Source organism: Brotaphodocola sp. (assembly GCF_050873065.1).
GTDB lineage: Bacteria > Bacillota > Clostridia > Lachnospirales > Lachnospiraceae > Brotaphodocola.
In genome coordinates this window covers 1-20297 of record NZ_JBNMIC010000042.1, presented here as the reverse complement: position 1 = coordinate 20297, position 20297 = coordinate 1, and the positions used below count along the sequence as shown (strand labels likewise).

Annotated in this window: 17 protein-coding genes and 2 tRNA genes; 3 read left to right on the top strand and 16 right to left on the bottom strand. The window is 45.6% G+C overall.

Annotated elements, in window-relative coordinates; translation table 11 throughout:
* Nucleotides 1–132: 132 nt before the first annotated feature.
* The 4 genes from ACR0QE_RS10445 to ACR0QE_RS10430 form a co-directional block, all read right to left on the bottom strand.
* Nucleotides 133–609 carry a MarR family winged helix-turn-helix transcriptional regulator gene (locus ACR0QE_RS10445; RefSeq protein ID WP_432628294.1) on the bottom strand — a complete coding sequence of 159 codons (477 nt, stop codon included), beginning with the start codon at nt 607–609 and terminating at the stop codon, nt 133–135.
* Between the two features lie 556 nt (nt 610–1165).
* Nucleotides 1166–2224 (bottom strand): lactonase family protein, encoded by a 1059-nt coding sequence (locus ACR0QE_RS10440; protein WP_432628293.1) that lies wholly within the window; start codon nt 2222–2224, stop codon nt 1166–1168.
* On the bottom strand, nt 2221–2352 hold the full coding sequence (locus ACR0QE_RS10435; protein WP_432628292.1) for a hypothetical protein: 132 nt from the start codon (nt 2350–2352) through the stop codon (nt 2221–2223). The genes ACR0QE_RS10440 and ACR0QE_RS10435 overlap by 4 nt, the downstream gene beginning before the upstream one ends.
* A gap of 30 nt (nt 2353–2382) precedes the next feature.
* A complete protein-coding gene (locus tag ACR0QE_RS10430) occupies nt 2383–3639 on the bottom strand; it encodes an SLC13 family permease (RefSeq protein ID WP_432628291.1) in 1257 nt (418 codons plus the stop codon).
* A 293-nt stretch (nt 3640–3932) separates the two neighbouring features.
* Here ACR0QE_RS10430 and ACR0QE_RS10425 point away from each other — a divergent pair, with 293 nt between their 5' ends.
* The gene (locus ACR0QE_RS10425; protein WP_432628290.1) at nt 3933–4805 is read left to right on the top strand and encodes a LysR family transcriptional regulator; all 873 of its coding nucleotides are present in this window, start codon (nt 3933–3935) and stop codon (nt 4803–4805) included.
* Nucleotides 4806–4847: 42 nt separating this feature from the next.
* On the opposite strand, the gene ACR0QE_RS10420 is transcribed toward ACR0QE_RS10425, so the two are convergent.
* From ACR0QE_RS10420 to ACR0QE_RS10365, 12 genes are all read right to left on the bottom strand, one after another.
* Entirely contained in the window at nt 4848–6185 is a 1338-nt protein-coding gene (locus ACR0QE_RS10420) for an MATE family efflux transporter (protein WP_432628289.1), read from the bottom strand.
* A 163-nt stretch (nt 6186–6348) separates the two neighbouring features.
* Complete coding sequence (locus ACR0QE_RS10415; protein WP_432628288.1) at nt 6349–7056, bottom strand: flavodoxin; 708 nt, start codon at nt 7054–7056, stop codon at nt 6349–6351.
* A gap of 153 nt (nt 7057–7209) precedes the next feature.
* Nucleotides 7210–8976 carry a diguanylate cyclase domain-containing protein gene (locus ACR0QE_RS10410; RefSeq protein ID WP_432628295.1) on the bottom strand — a complete coding sequence of 589 codons (1767 nt, stop codon included), beginning with the start codon at nt 8974–8976 and terminating at the stop codon, nt 7210–7212.
* A gap of 187 nt (nt 8977–9163) precedes the next feature.
* Nucleotides 9164–10519, bottom strand: coding sequence for an MATE family efflux transporter (locus tag ACR0QE_RS10405; protein WP_432628287.1), 1356 nt, complete (start codon nt 10517–10519; stop codon nt 9164–9166).
* A gap of 7 nt (nt 10520–10526) precedes the next feature.
* A complete protein-coding gene (locus ACR0QE_RS10400; RefSeq protein ID WP_432628286.1) occupies nt 10527–11093 on the bottom strand; it encodes a TetR/AcrR family transcriptional regulator in 567 nt (188 codons plus the stop codon).
* A gap of 279 nt (nt 11094–11372) precedes the next feature.
* Nucleotides 11373–11849 (bottom strand): pyridoxamine 5'-phosphate oxidase family protein, encoded by a 477-nt coding sequence (locus tag ACR0QE_RS10395; RefSeq protein WP_432628285.1) that lies wholly within the window; start codon nt 11847–11849, stop codon nt 11373–11375.
* A 30-nt stretch (nt 11850–11879) separates the two neighbouring features.
* Nucleotides 11880–13352 (bottom strand): MmgE/PrpD family protein, encoded by a 1473-nt coding sequence (locus ACR0QE_RS10390; protein WP_432628284.1) that lies wholly within the window; start codon nt 13350–13352, stop codon nt 11880–11882.
* A gap of 121 nt (nt 13353–13473) precedes the next feature.
* Nucleotides 13474–15741, bottom strand: coding sequence for a hydratase (locus tag ACR0QE_RS10385; protein WP_432628283.1), 2268 nt, complete (start codon nt 15739–15741; stop codon nt 13474–13476).
* A 93-nt stretch (nt 15742–15834) separates the two neighbouring features.
* Complete coding sequence (locus tag ACR0QE_RS10380; protein ID WP_432628282.1) at nt 15835–16959, bottom strand: 2-methylaconitate cis-trans isomerase PrpF family protein; 1125 nt, start codon at nt 16957–16959, stop codon at nt 15835–15837.
* A 227-nt stretch (nt 16960–17186) separates the two neighbouring features.
* Nucleotides 17187–17867, bottom strand: a complete 681-nt coding sequence (locus ACR0QE_RS10375; protein ID WP_432628281.1) for a RibD family protein — start codon at nt 17865–17867, stop codon at nt 17187–17189.
* Nucleotides 17868–18054: 187 nt separating this feature from the next.
* Nucleotides 18055–18138 (bottom strand) — tRNA-Leu (locus tag ACR0QE_RS10370).
* A 20-nt stretch (nt 18139–18158) separates the two neighbouring features.
* Nucleotides 18159–18242: transfer RNA gene (locus ACR0QE_RS10365), tRNA-Leu, on the bottom strand.
* A 217-nt stretch (nt 18243–18459) separates the two neighbouring features.
* Here ACR0QE_RS10365 and ACR0QE_RS10360 point away from each other — a divergent pair.
* Entirely contained in the window at nt 18460–19191 is a 732-nt protein-coding gene (locus ACR0QE_RS10360; protein ID WP_432628280.1) for a tRNA 2-thiocytidine biosynthesis TtcA family protein, read from the top strand.
* Between the two features lie 253 nt (nt 19192–19444).
* On the top strand, nt 19445–20065 hold the full coding sequence (gene lexA / locus ACR0QE_RS10355; RefSeq protein ID WP_432628279.1) for a transcriptional repressor LexA: 621 nt from the start codon (nt 19445–19447) through the stop codon (nt 20063–20065).
* Nucleotides 20066–20297 lie beyond the last annotated feature (232 nt).

The following is a 20297-nucleotide window of genomic DNA, read 5'->3' as shown; positions in this document are numbered from 1 at the left end:
CATTGGGATAGGGCTTTGTGAATAGCCATAAGCCACTTATCGTAGTCTTTCAGAAACCACGCCTGATAGCGTAGGAAACGGAGACTTCAGACGTGGTAATTCATTCGACGGAATTTTTTATTTTTGTATGTTTTAGTGCCCGTCAGTTGCTTCTCTGTTTACAAGCCTGGCAATATTTGAGAAACCGGCACGTCTCTCATTTTTTGATCTCCAGTAAAGCTTATCAAGCGTTTCACAGAAAGATTTTTTCTCTTCTGGGGAAAGTTCTGCTGTCAGCCATTCATAAAAAAGCGATTCAATTTGAGCTTTGGAGTTTTTCAGGTCATCGGCTTTTGCCGTCGCAAAAAGGAGCTGGCTTCGCCCATCCTCCGGATTTGGTCTTCTTTCCAGGTATCCCTTTGCCTCTAGGCTTGCCGCCCTTCTTGCTGCTGCGCCTTTATCAATTTTCAACGTTTCTCGTACTTTCGTCTGTGTGATTCCCGGATTATGGCGTACAAGATGAATGAAGTCAAATTCCGCCGTTCCGATTCCCTCTTCTTTCATCGTCTGTACGGTAAATTTTGCTACTTCCCGTGCAATCTTTGTAATTTTTCGTTCCGTCTGATCCATTGTGATTTCTCCTTTTCCTCTTATTTAATTCGTTCTTGTCTGTTCTTATCTGTCTCTATATTGGTTTTTGTATAATTCAGAGTGGATATCTTCCTCCTCTATAGGTAGGGGTATCATAAACTTTCTCAGGAGGGGAGAAAGTTTTTAGTTAGTTGTATCTACAACTATTTTAGATGATACTACAACTAATTTCAATTGTCAAGATTCGGCAGTTTGAGATGTTTGATATTCTTTTGATTAAGTTTTTTGGAGGTTAGGTAATGAATTTTTAGGAAAATTTAATGTTTGGTTTGGAATTATGATTTGGGAGAGTGAAGTGTGTTTTTTTGTGTATATATTTATTACATAGAACGTAATTAAACATTTTTTTGATACATTCAACCCTCAAAAAAATGTGATTTATACCAAAGATAAACCAAAATTAATAAAAAAGGCTTCAAAAACCGGTTTCTGTACTCTCGCACTCTCATCTTCCAGCTTTCAAAGCCTTTTTCTTTAATTTTCTTTAAGCCTCTTTAATCTTTAACTTTTCGTTTTGTCCATGCAGATTTTCAAGTTATTTCGTTTTAAAAATCACACAGACCGGACTCTCCGCCTCGATCTCGGTTCCGCTGTATGAAAGCATTCCCGTGTCCGGATCAATATCCATCAAACAGATCGTGTCCGTCAGTTCATTTGCTGCAAGAAGCTGTGTTCCCTCCGGATTTCTCGTAATAAACCGCGGCTGCTCTCCTCTCGTCTTGATGTTCTGCAGATATGTCATGTGCCCATTTTCCTGCTCAAGTCCAAAAACCGTCACACTGTCATGTTTCCGGTTGGAAAGATACAGAAATCTTCCATCTGATCCAATCTCAATCGCACTCGCCCATCCGTCTCCCGGGAAATCTTCCGGAAGCGTTGTCAAGATCTGTTTCGGATCAAGATGTCCATTCTCCTCATCAAAATAATAACAAGTTACCGTACTGTCTTTCTCATTCAGACAATAACAAAATCGGTTATTCGGATGAAAGACACAATGTCTCGGCTCGGATCCGCTTCTTCCTTTTATCAGAAATGTTTCCTCCAGATCACCTTTCTCCGAGTCAATTCGGAACACTGTAATTTTTTCCACTCCCTGAAGACGTCCCTGAGACGGAACGAGAAGCCACTTTCCGCTCCTGTCCTGACAAACCTGATGCGGATGAGAGATATAACCGGGTCCACCATTTCCAGAAATAAATTTCAACTCTTTGATCTTTCCGAGAGAGCCATCCGCCTCAATCGGAATCACAGAGACACCGCCCGTCTGTAAGTTCGCCACAAACAACCATTTTCCGGTCCGATCAATTGTCAGATGAACAGGATTTGTTCCGTGAGTCTCTGTCGTATTCCGGTAAGTGAGCGTTCCATCCTCTCCCACCACATATGAGCTGACCTGCGCAAAATCTCCATGAATCGCATACAATCTATCCTGTTTCTCGTTGAGACAAAGATACGATGGATTTACCTGTCCCTGCGCGATCTGCTGCAGACTCCAGATGCCGTCTTCCACCCGATATACACGAATTCCTTTTCCTCTCGCCTTGCGCTCTTTCGTCGTCCGGCATCCAACATATGCATAATAACAACTGCTCATCGTATTCCGAATCTCCCTTCTATTTTTCTATTTCCTGTTCCATCATTCTGCATTATGGTTTTCATTTTCCATTTTTCATTAATCTGTCTGACTTTTTCATCATCTTGTATTTTCTGTATATCTTCCACTCTGGAATATCCCCCAGCTGTGATTCTTCACTATCCGACTAATCCCAGAATTCCAACGAGACTTAACACAAAGACAATCGCAACCACCCCGGCAGACAGCGCAAACAGGGTTCCAAACATCTTCTGCTGTTCTTTCTCATCGCATCCCGTTTCCTGTGCGTAGCTCGCCATAATCAGGCTTCCTCCCGTCGAGAGCGGGCTGATTCCTGCAACAGTTGCGCTGCATACAATCGCGCTCACCATCTGCACAATCGAAGCGCCGCCGACCTGCTGTGCAATCTCCGGAACCGTCGGAATCAGAGTTGGGAATACCACTCCATTTGCACTTGAGAACCAGGACATCAGTCCTCCGGTAAATCCCATGATCGGTGCTGCCGTTCTGGAAGACATAAATGAAGCTAAAATTGATGCCAGAAGGTCAATACCGCCCATTTTCTGCGTAATATTCATCAGGACATTCACGCCTGCGATCAAAATCAGCACACTCCACGGAATCATTTTTAATGCTGCCTTCTCATTTCCCGCTCCAAGCAGCATCAGTACCAGAGATAACGTCAGACAGATCAGACCTACATCATAGGAGAATCCGACAACCATAACCACCATAATGAGAAGTGCCGCCAGACTGATCATCTGGTTTCGATCAAAATGATCCTTTGTCTTATCAGAAGTGTTTGAAACAGTTGCCCGAATCTTATAACCACCAAGCACAACGTAAACAACAATCGCACAGATCAAATTGGAAATGGATACTCCAATGAAAATCTGGTTTCCAAGTCCCTCAATTCCCATTTCCGTCAGCAGATCAGAGACAATAATTCCGGTAAGAGCAATCGGTGAAGCCGTTCCCCCAACAGCTCCAAGAATCGCCATGACACCCATCAGAATCGGACTGACATTCATCTGAACGGACAGAGAAACCGCAAAAATAACGGTTACTGACTGCACGCTGATCGCTCCCGGTCCCGCTGCCGACAATACAAAACTCACCACATACACAATAATCGGCACAAGAAACGTATTCTTTCCGCAAATACCGATCAAACGCTTCGAGATCTTTTCCAGTGTTCCGTTCTGTTGAAGCAGACTGAAAAACAACATGGTTCCCAGCAGCGTCGCAAACAACTTATACGGAAAACCTTTGTAAATATCACCTGCGCCTAAACCACCCAGTTTTCCAAGAATGAGAGCAAGTCCAAAACACACTACGCCCACATTCATCTTTTTCGTAAACCCCAGAACAATTGCCCCGACAAGGAACAACAATGCAACAACCTGTAAACCCATCTTCTTCCTCTCCTTTGCTCATTCTGCACATTCATTTCAGCTTATGATTTTTCTGTCCCAACGCGGAGTTTTACCTGTACATATTTTACAACTCCTTTCTCTTTTTTCTCCGTTATTTGTTATGTTTTTTGATATTTTCACTATACGCCTTGTCTGTTATAAAGTAAAATGGTATAATTTTATCATTATCAATAACTTTTTAGAATGTAACAGAATTGATGGAGTATATGATAACTGACGATAACTGAGCAAAGATAAAAAAGCAAAAAAAAGAAAGGCTGATTTTATTTCTTATGAACGAAAAAGATTACGAACTTCTCTTAGACTTAAATGAGACGAAAAATATCACAAAGACTGCACAGAAACTTTATATGACCCAGCCCGCCATCACCAAGCGGATTCAGAAAATGGAAGAAGAACTGCAGTGCACCTTATTTTTGCGCTCCAAAAAGGGCATCCTCTTCACTCCTGCCGGAGAGCAGATTCTTCCCTATGCCACAGAAATTCTCGCAAACAGCAGAAAACTCAAAGAACAGGTTCTGATGTCCCAAAATCAGATCTGTGGAACGATCCGCCTTGGCTCCTCCCTGAATATCGCGCACTACTATCTCCCGCCGATTCTGAAATCTTACACGGACACCTACCCCCTCGTCGATGTACAAATCACAACCGGGCAGAGCAAGCATCTGTTTCAGCTTTTAAACCGGGATGAGATCTCCATCGCAATCATCCGCGGGCACTATGCATGGGACGAAGCCTGCCAGCTGATCTCCACAGAACCGATGTGCCTTGTCTGCAGCAAAGAAAATCAGGGGAAGGCTCTGACCGATTATCCCTATATCGGCCGCCATACCGATGCAGACTTGAGCGCCCGCATCGACCGTTGGCTTGTCGCGCACAATCTCGCGCATCTGCGTCCCCACATGTGGATCGACAGCATTGATGCCTGCAAGGAGATGGCGCGGTACGGGCTTGGCTGGTGTATTCTTCCCAAAATCTGTCTGAATGACTTCGACGGCTACATCGAAGATCTCTATATGGAGGACGGCTCACCATTTCTGCGAAGCACTTACGTTCTTTACAAACACCTTTATGCCGAACTTCCACAGGTACAATTATTTTTGGATATGCTGATTGCCGATGCCAAGCGCAAAATCCTGCCATAAACCATAAATTTGACGGCTTTCCGCCATCTCGCCATCTTGCCATCAAATTACCCGGAATTTCTTCCACACTCCGGACTTTTGTCTAAGCGCAAAAAGAATGCCCCTGACGGACCAGTCCAGACACATCGCAAATGCAATTCCGATGACTCCCCAGCCAAGCACAATGCCAAAAAATACGGAGAAGATCAGGCGCACTCCTATGGTTGTAAACAGGGACATTGCCGTGGTAAAGCGAACATCTCCAACTGCCCGGAGTCCCTTTCCGAGCGGATCTGCAAATGGAAACGCCACTGCATTGAAAAGATTGTGGATCAGGACCAGAAGAATTGTCAGGCGCTTCGTCTCCTCCGCAAGCGCATAGAAGGACATCATAACCGGAGTCAGGGCAAAGATAAATCCATTCCAAAGTACGGCAAATCCCAGAGTGATCTTCATCAGTTTCTTAAAATACCAATCTGCCTGCTCGGTATCGCCCGCTCCCATACATTGGCCGATCACGGTGATAAAAACCGGCCCCATCGATACACAGACAAGCGCAGATATCGACCAGATGCTCTGTGCAACGCCGTTTGCCGCAATCTGATAGGTTCCAAACAGGGCAACCACACTGGACAGAGCCACTTTCACAAGCTGAAAGACGCCGCTCTCCAGGCCGTTCGGAAGTGCAATCCGCAAAATTTTCTTTTGCAGTTTTCCGTCTATCTTTAAAATCCATGATTTCTGATACTGTACCGGATTTCTTGAAGAAAAACAGAGAGCTGTGATCACGACGGCTGAGAACGTTCTTGAAATCAGGGAAGGCCATGCAACCCCTGCAATCCCCGCGTGAAGCCCAAACACACCGATACAGTTTCCCACAACATTGATGACATTCGAGAGAAGCGACAGATACATCGTCGTGCTCGTCTTTCCAAAGCTGCGGTAAAGAGCGGCACCTGCATTGTAAATAGCGAGTGCCGGATAAGAATACGCAGAAATCCGCAGGTACGTCACGCACGCGGACATGACATCATCCTCGACTTTTCCGAACATCAGCCTCATTATGGATTCATTTTTCCAGAGAATGACTGCGGAGAGAATCGTGGAAAACAGGACAGAGATCGTCAACAGCTGAGTCGCCGACTCTCCCGCATGATCCTTTTCCTGTCTTCCGATATACTGGCTGATCACGACGGCTCCGCCGGATGCAAGGGCAGTAAACAGATTTAAAAAAATGGTGTTGAACGAATTGACGAGCGAGACTCCCGATACTGCCGACTCCCCGACAAATCCGATCACAAATACATCTGCGATTCCCACCAAAGCCATCAACAGCTGCTCAAAAAAAAGCGGGATGATCATTTTTTTCAAATCCTGATTGGAAAACATCTTCTCTTTCATGCCTTACTTACCTCGTCCCCTTGCATCCTTCTTACCTATCTCTTACTTATCTCTTTCTTATCTCTTACTTATCTCTTTCTTATCGTTTTTTCATCTTGTTTATTCTTATTTTCATTTTGTTTTCATTTTGTCTGACTTCTTAATCTTAGTCTTATCTGGCTTTTTATTCCAGGCCAAGGCCATTTACCCATTCAACGATTGTGCTCTGGGTATCACTGCCGCTAAATCGCTGTCCCTTGATCCAGACAGCACCGTTCGTCAGCTTTTCTAACTCCGAAGCACTCGAACCAATTCCACTGCTCGCAGAAGTGCAGAACGGAACAATTGTTTTTCCAGAAAAGTCATAACTCTCCACAAATGTACTCATAATTCGCGGAGCATTTCCCCACCAGATCGGATATCCCAGAAATACCACATCATACTGATCCATATTTTGTACAGAAGCTGCGATTGCAGGGCGGGCTGACGCATCTTTCATCTCGACACTGCACCGACTATTTTCATTGTTGTAATTCAGATCATCTGCCGTGTAAGGCTCTGTGGGAACAATCTCAAAGAGATCTGCATGCAGATCTTGTGCCAGATTTTCAGCCACACCCTTTGTCGTATTCGTGGCTGAAAAGTAAGCAACAAGCACGTTGCTGTTGCTCTCCTGCTTCAGCTCTCCGCTTGTCTCCCCTGCACGCTCACTGTTTATAGTGCCAGCAGTAGCAGCATTCTCAGATTTTTCTGCACCTGCTGCACCCGCATTCTCTTCTCTCGCAGTTTCTGTACTCGTTTTAGCCGCTGCGGCCTGACTTCCACTCGCACCACAGGCGGTAAGAGAAACTGCCATCATAAGTGTCATCAAAACAGAGATACCTTTTTTCATCATTTTCCTCCTATTCCTTTCTAACAGCTCTTAATAAAACAAAAAAAATGTAGATACGTCATATGACTGTACCTACATTTTAAAGCAATTTTGAATCCAAGTCTAATACTTACGTGATATTTCCTCTCATGCCTTTTCGGCATATCTCGAACGTCAAAACTGACTTGTGTAATGCTTTTTGATAAAATTCCAATCCATAATCAGGACATAAAATACTTTTCCGTGGCGACTGTTTTCCACAATTCTTCCGTGATCGAGTACCTGAACAAATGTTCCATCTGCCTTTTTCAGATGAAAATAAACGTAATCGTTAAAATTCCCCTCTTCTATCTGCTGCCAGATCCCCTGTTCTACCGATTTTTGCTCATCCTCCCGAATCAGATTGCGAAAACTCTTTCCGGTATACGCAAGCAATTCCTCCATCGTTCTGCATCCCGTCAGCTCAATCATTTCCCGATTGGCAAACAAAATTTCATCTCCCGTTTTATCTGCCTTATAGATGATAAAAGCTCCCGGCAAATTTTCCGAGATATCCTTGAGTGCAAATCCAAGCCGCGTCCGAATCTCTGTCCGAAATCCACTCTCATATTCCAGGCAGCCATTTTTTCCGCGCAGTTTCACCTCATAAAGCGCAGAATCTGCGCATCGGAAAAGTTCCACATACGTCCTTGCATCACGGGGATACTCCGCATATCCAAGTGAAATATAGAAGGTATGGGATTCTCCATTATAGGGAAATGAGCGCTCCATCTTTGTGAATTTTCCAATTCCATACTTCACCTCCTCACAGGTGCAATCCGGCAGGAAAATGCAGAACTCATCTCCTCCATTTCGGCCAAGCACTGTTTTTTTCGGGAAAAAGTTCCGCATTCCCTCAGCCAGAATCTGCAGGGCAAGATCCCCCGAAGCGTGTCCATACATATCGTTGATACATTTGAAATCATCGACATCAAACTGCGCAATTACACAGGATTTCTTCGGATACTGTCTCAAATACTGCATCACCCGCTCATCAAATCCGTGACGATTGTAAATTCCAGTCAGTGCATCCGTCACAGCAAGTTTTTTAAACTTCTTCCGGTGATCATTCAGAATCAGAAGAGCGCTTGTGAGTACCGTCAGCAGCATCACGATCAACATTCCTCCGGCGAAAACTTCCGTGGAATATCGGCTGCTGATCCAGCCATCTTTCGGCGAAATCTCTAACTTCCATTGATTTCCTCCCATATCAAAGGCGTAGGATATCGGATCAACAAGCTCTCCCCCGGAACTGTCCACCTCTTTGTAAGTTGAACTCCACGGGGTTGCTGTCTTTGAGAGCCTGTACTCATATCCGAAATCAACAAGGGATTTCATCGAATTTGCAAAAATATCGGGCACCCGAATGATCACAATCGCAAATCCCCAGAATGTGCTCTTTCCCTCTTCATTTTTCAGGTACACCGGCTTTCTGACCGCAATTCCAGATCCGCCCTGTTTCAGCTGAAACGGTCCCTGCATCACAAGCACATGATTATTCTTGGCATAACGCGAGATCTGCCCGCGATCTCTGTCATTCAAAAGATCAATCTTGCCCGCCTCATTTCCCTCTTCCGGATAAATTTCCGTCACAATACCATCCGGGGCAATCTGGATACTCTGGATGTCATCCGTCATCATATCCTCTGCAACCTGAGAGAACTTTTCTATTTTTCCAGATTTACTTACAAGAATCTGCTCCAGGGTTCCGGTGACACTCACTCCTGTCAGGATATCCGTCTGCATCCGTTCCGCATACGTCATCGCGTTCAGATTCGCATTTATCCGGCTCTGCTCCTGTTCATTGCTCCGTATGCTGCACATGGTAGCGCCCAGAATCCCCATTCCGACGAGAAACACAAGGAAAGGCAGAATTATCTTTTCTTTTATCATTCCACGCATTTTGTACACGTTCACTTCCGTTCTTTGCTTTTATGTCCTGTTTATTATTTATCGATCATCGTTACTATCTTAAATCGCACGCGCACACTTGTAAAGCAGAAAAAACAGAAATTCCCACGGGCAAAAAACGAAAAACCAAAAAGGAACCGCTGCCACCGGCAAATTCAGCGGCCCCGTGTATCTTTCATCAAATCAAATGAAATCTTGTCCATTTCTGTGAACGGTATCTCTGGATAAAAATAATTCCCCGAAAGACAAGATCAATGCTCATTCCAAGCGCAATTCCGATGACTCCCCAGCCAAATACCAGACCAAACAGGGCAGAAAAAAGAAGTCGCGCAAAAATCGTCAGACTGATCGAGACCAGCATCGTGAATTTCACATCTCCCGCTGCGCGCAGTCCATTTCCGAGTGATCCCGCAAACGGGTAAGCCAGCGCATTAAAAATGTTGTTGATCAGAACAAGCCAGATCACCAGAGATTTTGTCTTGTCTGAGATTGCGGAATATCGAATAATCAGGGGAGTGATTACAAAGACAAACGTATTCCAAAACACTGACAAAATCAGGGTAATGCGGTTGAGTTTTTTGAAATACTTATTTGCAGCCTCTATATTTCTTGCCCCCATGCACTGTCCAATCACCGTCGTGTAGACCGGAGCCATGGCAAGTCCCATAATCGATGCCAGCGACCAGATGCTCTGAGCCATGCCGTTTGCAGCAATCTGATACGTTCCAAACAAGGCAACCATGCTCGAGAGTGCAACCTTTACAAGCTGATGAACCCCATTTTCTATTCCGTTCGGAAGTGCAATTCCCATGATTTTTTTCTGAAGGGAACCGTCCCACCTGAGAATTGCGGGAAACTTGTATTTCACCGGAAGATTTAAGTGGAAACAATACATGGTGATCGCACAGGCCGAGAGAATTCTTGTGATCAGGGAAGGATAGGCAACACCTGCTGCTCCCAAATGAAATCCGAAAACACCGATGCAGTTTCCGATAATATTTAAAACATTTGTGATCGCAGAAATATACATCGTGGCATTTGTCCTTTTGATGCTTCTGCAAAGAGCTGCTCCCGCATCATAGATGGCAAGAGCAGGAAGAGAAAACGTTGTAATCACCAGATAACTCTCACAGGCACTTCTTACATCCGGTTCAATCTTTCCAAACAGCACTTTTAAGAGTGGCGCTCGAAAGATCAGAATCAGCGCGGACAGGATAACCGAGATCAGCACAGAGACAAGTAAAAGCTGACTGGCTGACTCAGAGGCTGTCTTTTCATCTCTGCTGCCGATATATTGGCTGATAATCACTGCTCCGCCAGAAGAAAGCGCTGTGAAAAGAAAAATCAGAACCGTGTTAAATGACGTCACAAGGGAGACACCGGACACATCCGCCTCACTCGAAAAGCTGACAACAAACGTGTCCGCAATCCCCACAAACATCAAGAGAAACTGCTCTACAAACAACGGAATAATCAGTTTTCTCAAATCTTTATTTGTAAACATCTCTTTTTTCGAATCATCCATTTCAGCCATGTTCGATTCACACCTCGATTTTCGTGACGCCGTATTGGCCGGCAAAAGCGGTCTTACATTCCTCAATCATCCGATGGACCTTCTCGAGATCCCAGTCGCAGAAATCCGTTGCAATCATCGAAGCAATTCCATGGGCATGCATCCACAGATGATCATGCAGATCATCCGCCTGCTCATGGCTGATCTGATAAATCTCCATAAATTCTGTCACAGATTGCTCAATGATCGGAAGCAGTCTTCGTTTGATCTCTGCAAAAGCATTTGCACGCATAAATAAAAAACAGAACAGTTTTGGTTCCCGCTTTGCAAAATGAATATACTCCATATCATAAAGGCGGATCTCATTCTTCTCGCTGTCATTTCTCATAATCTCTTCAAATTCTTTCACCGCCAGAGGAATCAGTTCCTCTCTCAGTTCGTCCATTCCGGTAAATGACAGATAGACAGGCTGAGTCGAACACTTCAGTTCTTTCGCGAGTTCCTTTATATTAACCGCCTCAAATCCCCGCTCTCTCAAAAGTTTCAAAGCGGCATTTAAAATCATCTCCCGTGTAATCAGCTTTTTTGCCGGCATAACATTCTCCTCCTTCTTTCCACTTTCCATTAATCATCGGATACCTCACCGACATATTTTTAATGTACAGAACAAATAAAATAAATTGGTTTATTAATAAATATATTTATTTTATTGCCGTTTCATCTCCCTGTCAAGAAGAACTATTCTGAATTTTATATGTTTAACCTTATATGTTTTCCCTTTCTCCATATACCAAAATAAAAACAGCACCCGCTCGGACAATGTCTTAACGAAATGACATCTTCCTTCCGGATGCTGTTTTCTTTATCCTGCAAATCAGGATTCTTTTACCAATTTGCCGGTCATATGATCGATCTCAAGCTCCAGACAGAGAACTGCCGGACCCGAGTGCTGAAGCTCATGCTCCAAATATGCGGTATCTTCCGTGAATTTCTTGCATAAATTCGTACAGATTTTTATGGTCTTTTCCGGATCTTCCACCAGATGAAGACGTCCAAATACAACCACACTGCGAATGTTCAGCGCCCATTCGCCCTCTTTTCGGTATCCCTGATCAAACACGCAGAGAGAAACCTTATCGTACTTCTTAATCGCGTCAATCTTGTGTCCGGATTTTGCTCCGTGAAAATAAATCTTTCCATCTTCCTCATTATACCAGTGATTCATAGGAATCCCGTAAGGATATCCATCCTCGCCCAGCATGGAAAGCACACCTCTCGGCTCACTCTTCAGAATCTCGATACACTCTTCCTTGCTGAGTTCCTGCTTAAATCTTCTCATTTTTCGAAACATTTTTTCTCTCCTGTCCTGCCAATTTATTGTTTAGCCAAATGCTCTCTCATTTTCTGACTTTTTCATTTTAACACAAAAATCGGCAGATATGGTAGGAAGTTTTTCACTTCCCGCAAGATTTAAGAGTTCTTCCATCTTCTCCTTGGCGTTTCCCGGACATGCCACAGAGAGAAATTCCTTTGCCTTTTTCATTGCCTGCTCTCTCGTGAGCGGCCGCGCAGCACTTCCAGACGGGTCCTCCACCTCAGCTTCATAAACAGACCCATCCTTCATCGTGACCGTCACATGGCATCCCCAGTGGTTCGGATACTGTTTCGTAAAGCGTTCGGACGGCTGTACACTCACCTTATCCAAAAGTTCTCCTATTTCTCTCTTTGCCACAACTTCCGGCTCAAACTGTCTCATCTCCACATTCCCGTAGAGAAAAGCCGCTGCTACAGAATACGGAGTAGAAAATTTTGCATCCAACACTGTTTTCGGGTGAAGGCAGCCATCGCTGACTGCACACTGCTTATATCCGACAAGATAAGTGTCAATCTGAATCGCCTGGATCTGATCTGCCAGCTTTTGTGCCTCTCCCAGCGTATCGAGTTTCTTTCCGAGTCTCGTTTCCATCTGCTTCCGGATCTCCAGAATTCCGTCAATCGCACAATGCGCACTCCGGCAGCACGGGTACGGCTTCATGTCCATATTTAAGATCTCATAACACACGCCAAGTCCCTCACTCAGCTTTGAGAGATCTCCGCCGTCCGACATCGCATACAGAAGACCTCCGTCTTTTGCTTCAAAGATATGTTCCGGTCCAGTCATTCCGGCCTTCGCCAGAAATGCCGCCTCAATTCCATCTGCCGCCGCTCTCGCCGGATGCAGAATCTTGCAATTGCTTCCATCACCAAGAAACGCCCAGACACCACTCGACTGGGTTCCCGCCATTCCAAGTGCCGACACAATCTGATTCACATCAAGATCAAGCAGTTTTGCACATGCCGCCGCACAGCCAAAGACTCCGCAGGTCGCAGTCGCATGCCAGCCGCGGTTTCTGTGACTGGAGACACCGAATGCCATGCCGACACGGTTTACCGTCTCATATCCACAGACAATTGCTAACAGCAAATCCTGTCCGCCTTTTCCCAAATACTCTGCACACGTCCATGCCGCCGGAATCAGGCTTGCACTTCCGTGTGTCTTTGACGCGGTGTGGACATCATCCAGCTCCAGCGTATGTGCCATCATTGCATCGATCATCGCCGCAGTGACTAACGGATACTTCTCTTTTCTTCCCCAGACAGACACCCATCCAGACCCTGATTTCTCACCCAAACGGACACCGCTCAGTGCTCCGAGTGCTGTTTCTGCTTCTCTTACAAGCGGATCTTCTGATGCCCCCGCTGCCACGCTGACCAGATCAAGCACGCGGAGCGCGGCCGTTTCCCGCACGCGCTCCGGAAGCTGCTCCCAGGTAATATCGTGAATGAACTCTGCTAATTTCCGTAACTCAGACATCTTATCACCCACTCCATTTCTGACACTTCTATCATTTCTGAATTTAATTTAATATCTTTACTTCTTAATTTTTCATGCTTTCATACTCTATTTCACGCTCTTTTGGGCACAGAGTCCGCACTTACTGCTGTTTATAGGAATTGATCAGGCTTCCGGCAAGAAGAACTTTCTTCTCTGCCTCCGTCACTCCGTTTAACTCCAGTTCCATCGTTCTTGTGCTGCCGTCTTTTCCGATGATCGTTGCCTCCACTCTCGTCGCACCGTTCTCCACTGCCTTGCGGATGCCCGGCAGGTAAACATACTCGCCAACTTCAAGCTGAATGTTGTCATCCGGGTAAGTGAACGGAAGCATACCCCAGTTGACGCAGTTGCTGCGGTAGCGCTTCGTTGCGTACTCAATACAGATGTTTGCAAGACCGCCGAGCACTTTCTGACAGCTCGCCGCATATTCACGGGCAGAGCCATCTCCCGGGCGTTTTGCATATAAGACAGAACCGATTCCCGTCGTCTTCATCAGCTCCTCAACCGGAGTATCGATACCGACAGCCTTCAGCACCTCATAGACCTCAGCCGCTTTCTGTGCATCTCCTGCAACACGCGCTTTCTCATAAACCTGTACCGCTTTCGCCTTTCCGACATACTCCGGATCTTTTCGGATCAGTGTGAATTCAGAAATCTTATACGGATTTGAGCGATAAGATGCAGTCTCACCGGATGGGATCAGCTCATCAGTTGTCGTCACTTCATCGCGAATCACACTTGCAACCTGAAGCAGAAGATTGTCTGTCAGTGCCGACATTTCCGGCCAGTCCTTGATTGCCGGTCCATAAACAATCTCTGTCTCCGGCTGTGCCTTTCCGTAACCGTTGTAGACAATGTTGTCGTAAATGTTGCTGTTAAACTCATACGTCGGCACATCGAATTCTACCGGACAATCCTCAGCAGAAGTCAGATAACCGCCGTTAAATGCTGTTGCCGCAATTGACTTGGAATCCATCAGTGCCACGGATGCAATCTGACCGTTTGCCGGGCTGGAACCCTCACGGTTCGGGAAGTTTCTCGTGCTGTGACGGATGCAGAAATCATTATTTCCCGGAGCATCGGAGGCTCCAAAGCACGGTCCACAGAATGCCGTCTTCACACGAGCGCCATATCCCATCAGATCATTTAAGACACCGATCTTGTTTAACTCATACATAATCGGCTGGGATGCCGGATAGATGTTTAACGGAAATGTTCCCAGACCACGGTTCATCTTCTTGGCAATCTGATCAACAGCATAGATGTTCTCAAACGAACCAGCTGCACATCCGGCGATCGCTGCCTGATCGACCTTGATCTTTCCATTGTGAATCTTTGAGCGCAGATCCAGATGAATGTCCTTGTTATTCTCAAATACGCGCTCTGCTTCTTTCTCCACCATGCCCAGATATTTTTCCGGATCTGCGATAACATCGGCTAACGGGTAAGCATTGCTCGGATGGAACGGCAGTGCAATCATCGGGACGATCGTGTCCAGATTGATCTCCACAACCCCATCATAGAGTGCTGCGTCTCCCTGCTGCATACGCTTGAAATCATTCGGACGCTTGTGAATCTCAAAATACTCTTTTACCTTGTCATCCGTAGCCCACACTGAGGAAAGGCAGGCAGACTCCGTCGTCATCGTGTCGATGCCGTTTCTGAAATCCATCGACAGACTGCTAACGCCAGGTCCGATAAATTCCAGCACTTTATTCTTTACGAAGTTGTTCTTAAACACCTTTCCGATGATGCTCAGTGCGACATCCATCGGTCCTACCCACGGCTTCGGCGCCCCTGTCATAAATACAGCAATTACTTCCGGATAATCGATCTCATAATATTTTCCAAGCATTGCCTTTGCAAGCTCCGGACCGCCTTCACCGATGGAGACAGAACCCTGGGTGCCATAGCGGGTGTGGGAATCGGACACAATCGACATATCTCCGGACTTTACAATCATCTCTCTCATATACTGGTGGATGACTGCCTCGTGAGGCGGAACAAAAATGCCGCCGGACTTCTTGCAGGCAGACTCTGCATATTTATGTACATCAGTGTTTATGGTTCCGCCTACCGCGCACAGACAGTTATGGCAGTTCGTAAAAACGCACGGCATCGGGAATTCTTTCAATCCACTCGCATATGCAGTCTGAAGAATACCGACATAGGTGTTGTCATACACACCCATCGAGTCAAATTTGATCTCAAGATGCTCCATATTATCGGAGTGATTGTGCTTTTCGAGCACCTGATACGTCAGAGTCTGCTTCTTTCCCTCTTCCTCGGAAAGTTTTGCTGCTTCCGCTGCATCTGCAATGCACTCATTGTTTAAGATATAATGTTTTCCTTCATGTAAGGTTACCATACGACGCTCTCCTTTACTTATTTACTCACTTCTGTTAATCATAATCATTCTCATTCTTGTTGCTTGCTTTTGCCTTTACAGCCTGATTATTTTTCAGTCTCTGACGTAAACCCAGCCGTCCATGATTCGTCTCGCTGTGCGGGTTACACCGCCCTTGATGACGCGCTCGCCATCCATCTTTACATCTACCTCTGTCACACCGCTTGAATGTCCGATCTTGATGATATCCTGATCTGCCTTCGGCTTTGCAATCTCATTGACGATCGTTCCCGGAATTCTTGCCGCTGCACCAGTTCCGACTGCAACTGTCATCGGGTACGCCTTGTGCAGAGATCCGACGGAAATTGCCCGGCAGCAGATATCCATGGATTCTGCCTTGACCTCATTCTTATCCATATCGATGTAATCCTGAGGTTCTGAGATGATTGAAACTTTCGGCGCGGAAGTTGACTTTGTTCTTGCATCCTCCCATTTCTCAACAAATCCACATTTCAGGGCTGCGATGCACCGGATTCTCTCGATGTGTTCCATCACATCCTTGTTCTGATTCAGTTCTACAAGCTCCGTTCCCTGGATTCCTAAGTCCTTTGCCCGGATAAATACCATCGGATTCGAGCAGTCAAGCACTGTGACTTCAATCTCTCCATAGCCCGGGACATCAAAAATATCTCTCTTATTGCCGGTTGGAAAAAGTTTTCCGGTCTTGGATCCTGCCGGGTCCTCAAAATACATATCGATTCTTGATCCCGTTCCCGGAACACCTTTAATCACCTCGTCGCCATGCACCATCGCGTGACCATTCTCAACGCGGACATGTTCTTCAATGATCTTGTTTGTGTTGGTATTCAGAACCCGAACCACGGTGATCGGCTCAACTGCTTTTACAAGTCCCTCATCGATCGCAAACGGGCCGACCGCGGAAGAGATATTTCCGCAGTTTGCACTTCCATCTACTCTCGGAATGATGATGTCCACCTGCTTAAACGTATAATTGACATCTACATCTTCCCGGTCAGACGGAGAAATGATTGCCACCTTACTTGTGGAAGAGACGGTTCCGCCCATTCCATCAATCTGCTTGACATCCGGCGTTCCCATCACTTTCATAAAAATCTCATCCCAGAGATTCTTATCTTCCGGAAGATCCTTCTCATGGAAGAACACTGCCTTGCTGGTGCCTCCCCGCATGTAAACACATGGATATTTTTTCATGTACATAATTGACAACTCCTTTTTCTTGATCGCGGTTTTCTTTGTTGTCTTTACTATAACGCTTATTTATCATAAAGTAAAATTGCAGTATTTTATCATTATCAATAACTATTTGGAATGTTTATGAAATGTTTATAGAAATTAAAAATTAATAAGAAGATAACTTTCCGGTATACAAAAATACCCTCCCTGCTGGTCTATCCGGCAAAGAGGGTACCCATTGTGTCAAATATTTAGTTTTTAACTGTATAGCGCAGCCACACTGCCCCGCTTTCATAAGGTTTCACCAGAGAAAGTTTCAGTGGTGTTACCGGGCGCTCCTTTGGCAGACCGTCAAAGACCGCTGCCATTCCTCCACGTCCGTCAATTCCGGAGCCGATCAGCACGCTGACTTCATCCAGAAGATCTGCTGCCAAAAATCCCGCATTGATATGACCGCCACCGACAACTGCCATACGCTCAACACCGAACTCTTCTGCAAGGATCTCGCATGCCCGCTTCAAATCAACCCGTTCGCTACCGCAGACAATCCATGAAATATATCTCTCATCCAGATATGCGAGATATTCCCGGCTTGCCTTCTCGCTCATCAGAATCAAAAGCGGACGCTCTTCCTCGGCGGAATCCTCCCAGAGCAGCGTTCCGCAGGTATCCACAACAATCTCATACCCTTCAGCGTTTCTCTTCTTTGAAAAAGCCTCCTTACCGATCGGTGTCTCGCTCTCGCTGTGAAATTTTCCCGGCAGCGCCATCTCAAGCTCCGCTGTCACCTTTCCACTGACTCTCGTCGGCGCATCAAGCTCATCCAAAGTGTCATAGTATTCCTGCACCCCCGGAAGATGTTCCGTCATCGCGCAGTCAATTCTCCCATCCACAGATGTCATCATATGGCAGATTACATAAGGTCTCTTCATAAAAATATCCTCTCCTGTCTTTTCTTTATTGTGCTATGAATGTTATGCCTATCTGCCTTCTACTTTACAACTTGAAGTCCTGTTTAAGTCAAGGTGTTTTGGGGAATTTCTTTCGAATTGTGTAAAATAATTTTCTACAAAACAAAAAAACAGCCCCGTGGAAACCACGAAACTGTCCGAAAGGAAATGCAGAAGAAGGGAGTCGAACCCTCAAGGTATTGCTACCACACGGACCTGAACCGTGCGCGTCTGCCAATTCCGCCACTTCTGCATAGTGAGAAAAGTTTTGAGTGCGGAAGAAGGGACTTGAACCCTCACGACATTGCTGCCACTAGATCCTTAGTCTAGCCTGTCTGCCAATTCCAGCACTTCCGCTCGTTGATCACTCTCGCTCACAGATATGTATTCTACTACAAGTTTTTCCAAAATGCAAGTGTTTTTTCAAAAAAATTTTAAATTTATTTCTTGACGTGGGATTCTCTGGTCGCTATGATTAAAAACGTTACGATTCTACGCATTGTAATCCTTTAAGAACACAATAGAAACCCATACATAACTCATCATTAAATAAAATAATCAGAAGGTACCCAATATGCAGTTACAGAGACTTTTCAGCCTGGTGCGCCAGGCAGTTGACACTTATGACATGATTCAGGACGGAGATCACATCGCAATCGGGATTTCGGGCGGAAAAGACAGTCTGACTCTGCTCTATGCCCTGCACGGTCTTCAAAAATTTTATCCGAAAAAATTTTCTCTCTCCGCAATCACGGTGGATATGGGAATCGGCACCATGAATTTGGAGCCGATCCAGAAACTCTGTGAGGATTTTTCCATCCCCTACTCCGTCGTCTCCACACAGATCGGCAAAATTCTCTTCGATGTCCGGAAAGAATCGAATCCGTGTTCCCTCTGCGCCAAGATGCGGAAAGGCGCATTGAATGACGAGGCATTGAAACTCGGATGCAATAAAATCGCTTATGCACATCATCAGGACGATCTGATCGAGACCGCCATGATGTCCCTAATTTATGAGGGCAGATTCTACGCCTTTCCGCCGGTTACCCACCTTGAAAAGACCAATCTCACCGTCATCCGCCCCCTGATGCTTGTCAAGGAAGGTGATATCAAGGGATTCCGAAATCTCATGAACCTCCCTGTCTGTAAGAATCCATGTCCTGCTGACGGTCACACACGCAGAGAATATGTCAAACAGCTCCTCATCAGCATTGACCACGAAAACCGCGGCGCAAAAAAACGCATCTTCCATGCGATTGTAAACGGAAATATTCCAGATTGGAACTCTGAGCCGAAAAACGAATAGTCGAACATTCTGCCCACACTCCGAGAATACGAAGCATCAGCAAAATCGTGGTTACCCTTTGTTTCACACATAAACTGCAACCACAGTTTTCTATGATGTAAAGCAAAAAAGCGAACAAAGGTTTGCTTTTATCAGAAACATATGATAAGATAAATTTGCAGAGCTTTATACATGAATTTTTCAAGTCAAACATAAAAATCCTGCCAGCAAAAAGACAGATGCAGGCAAAACAGGAAAACAGGAGGGCGGACAGATGGCCAGAAGAAAAATCTCTCAGAAACAACAAGAAATTCTTGATTATATCAAGACGTGCATTCTCAAAAAAGGATATCCACCAGCAGTTCGAGAAATCTGCGAAGCCGTTCATTTAAAATCGACTTCCTCCGTTCACTCTCACTTGGAGACACTTGAGAAAAACGGATACATCCGGCGCGATCCCACAAAGCCGCGCGCAATCGAGGTTCTCGACAACCAGTTTTCCACTCAGCGCCGTGAGGTCGTTCAGGTTCCGATCATCGGAACCGTTGCTGCCGGACAGCCGATTCTTGCCGAGCAGAACATCGAAGAATATTTCCCGATTCCATCCGAATATCTCCCGGGTGGCGGACAGGTATTTATTCTGCGCGTCAAGGGCGAGAGCATGATCAATGCCGGTATCTTCAACGGAGATCAGGTCATTGTCCAGCAGACAAACACTGCTGAAAACGGTGACATCGTTGTCGCACTCCTCGATGATTCCGCGACCGTCAAGCGATTCTACCGCGAAAATGGTCATTATCGCCTTCAGCCGGAGAATGACACGATGGAACCGATCATCGTCTCGAATGTCCAGATTCTCGGAAAAGTTGTCGGACTGTTCAGAAGAATGTCATAATGGCATAAAGAAAAATTAAAGAAAAATTCCCACGTTCAAAAGCGCATCCAAAGACAGCGCCTTAAAGCGTGGGAATTTTTTATGGAAAAGAGGCTCTATGTCAATAGTTGGGGTGGGATTCTTTGGAATCCCGCCTAATTATTGACTTTAGAGCCATTTTAATAATGAGATCTAAACGTCCTGTTTTTGGGCATGCCAAATAAGCCTCTCTCATTTACCGACCATTTTAACT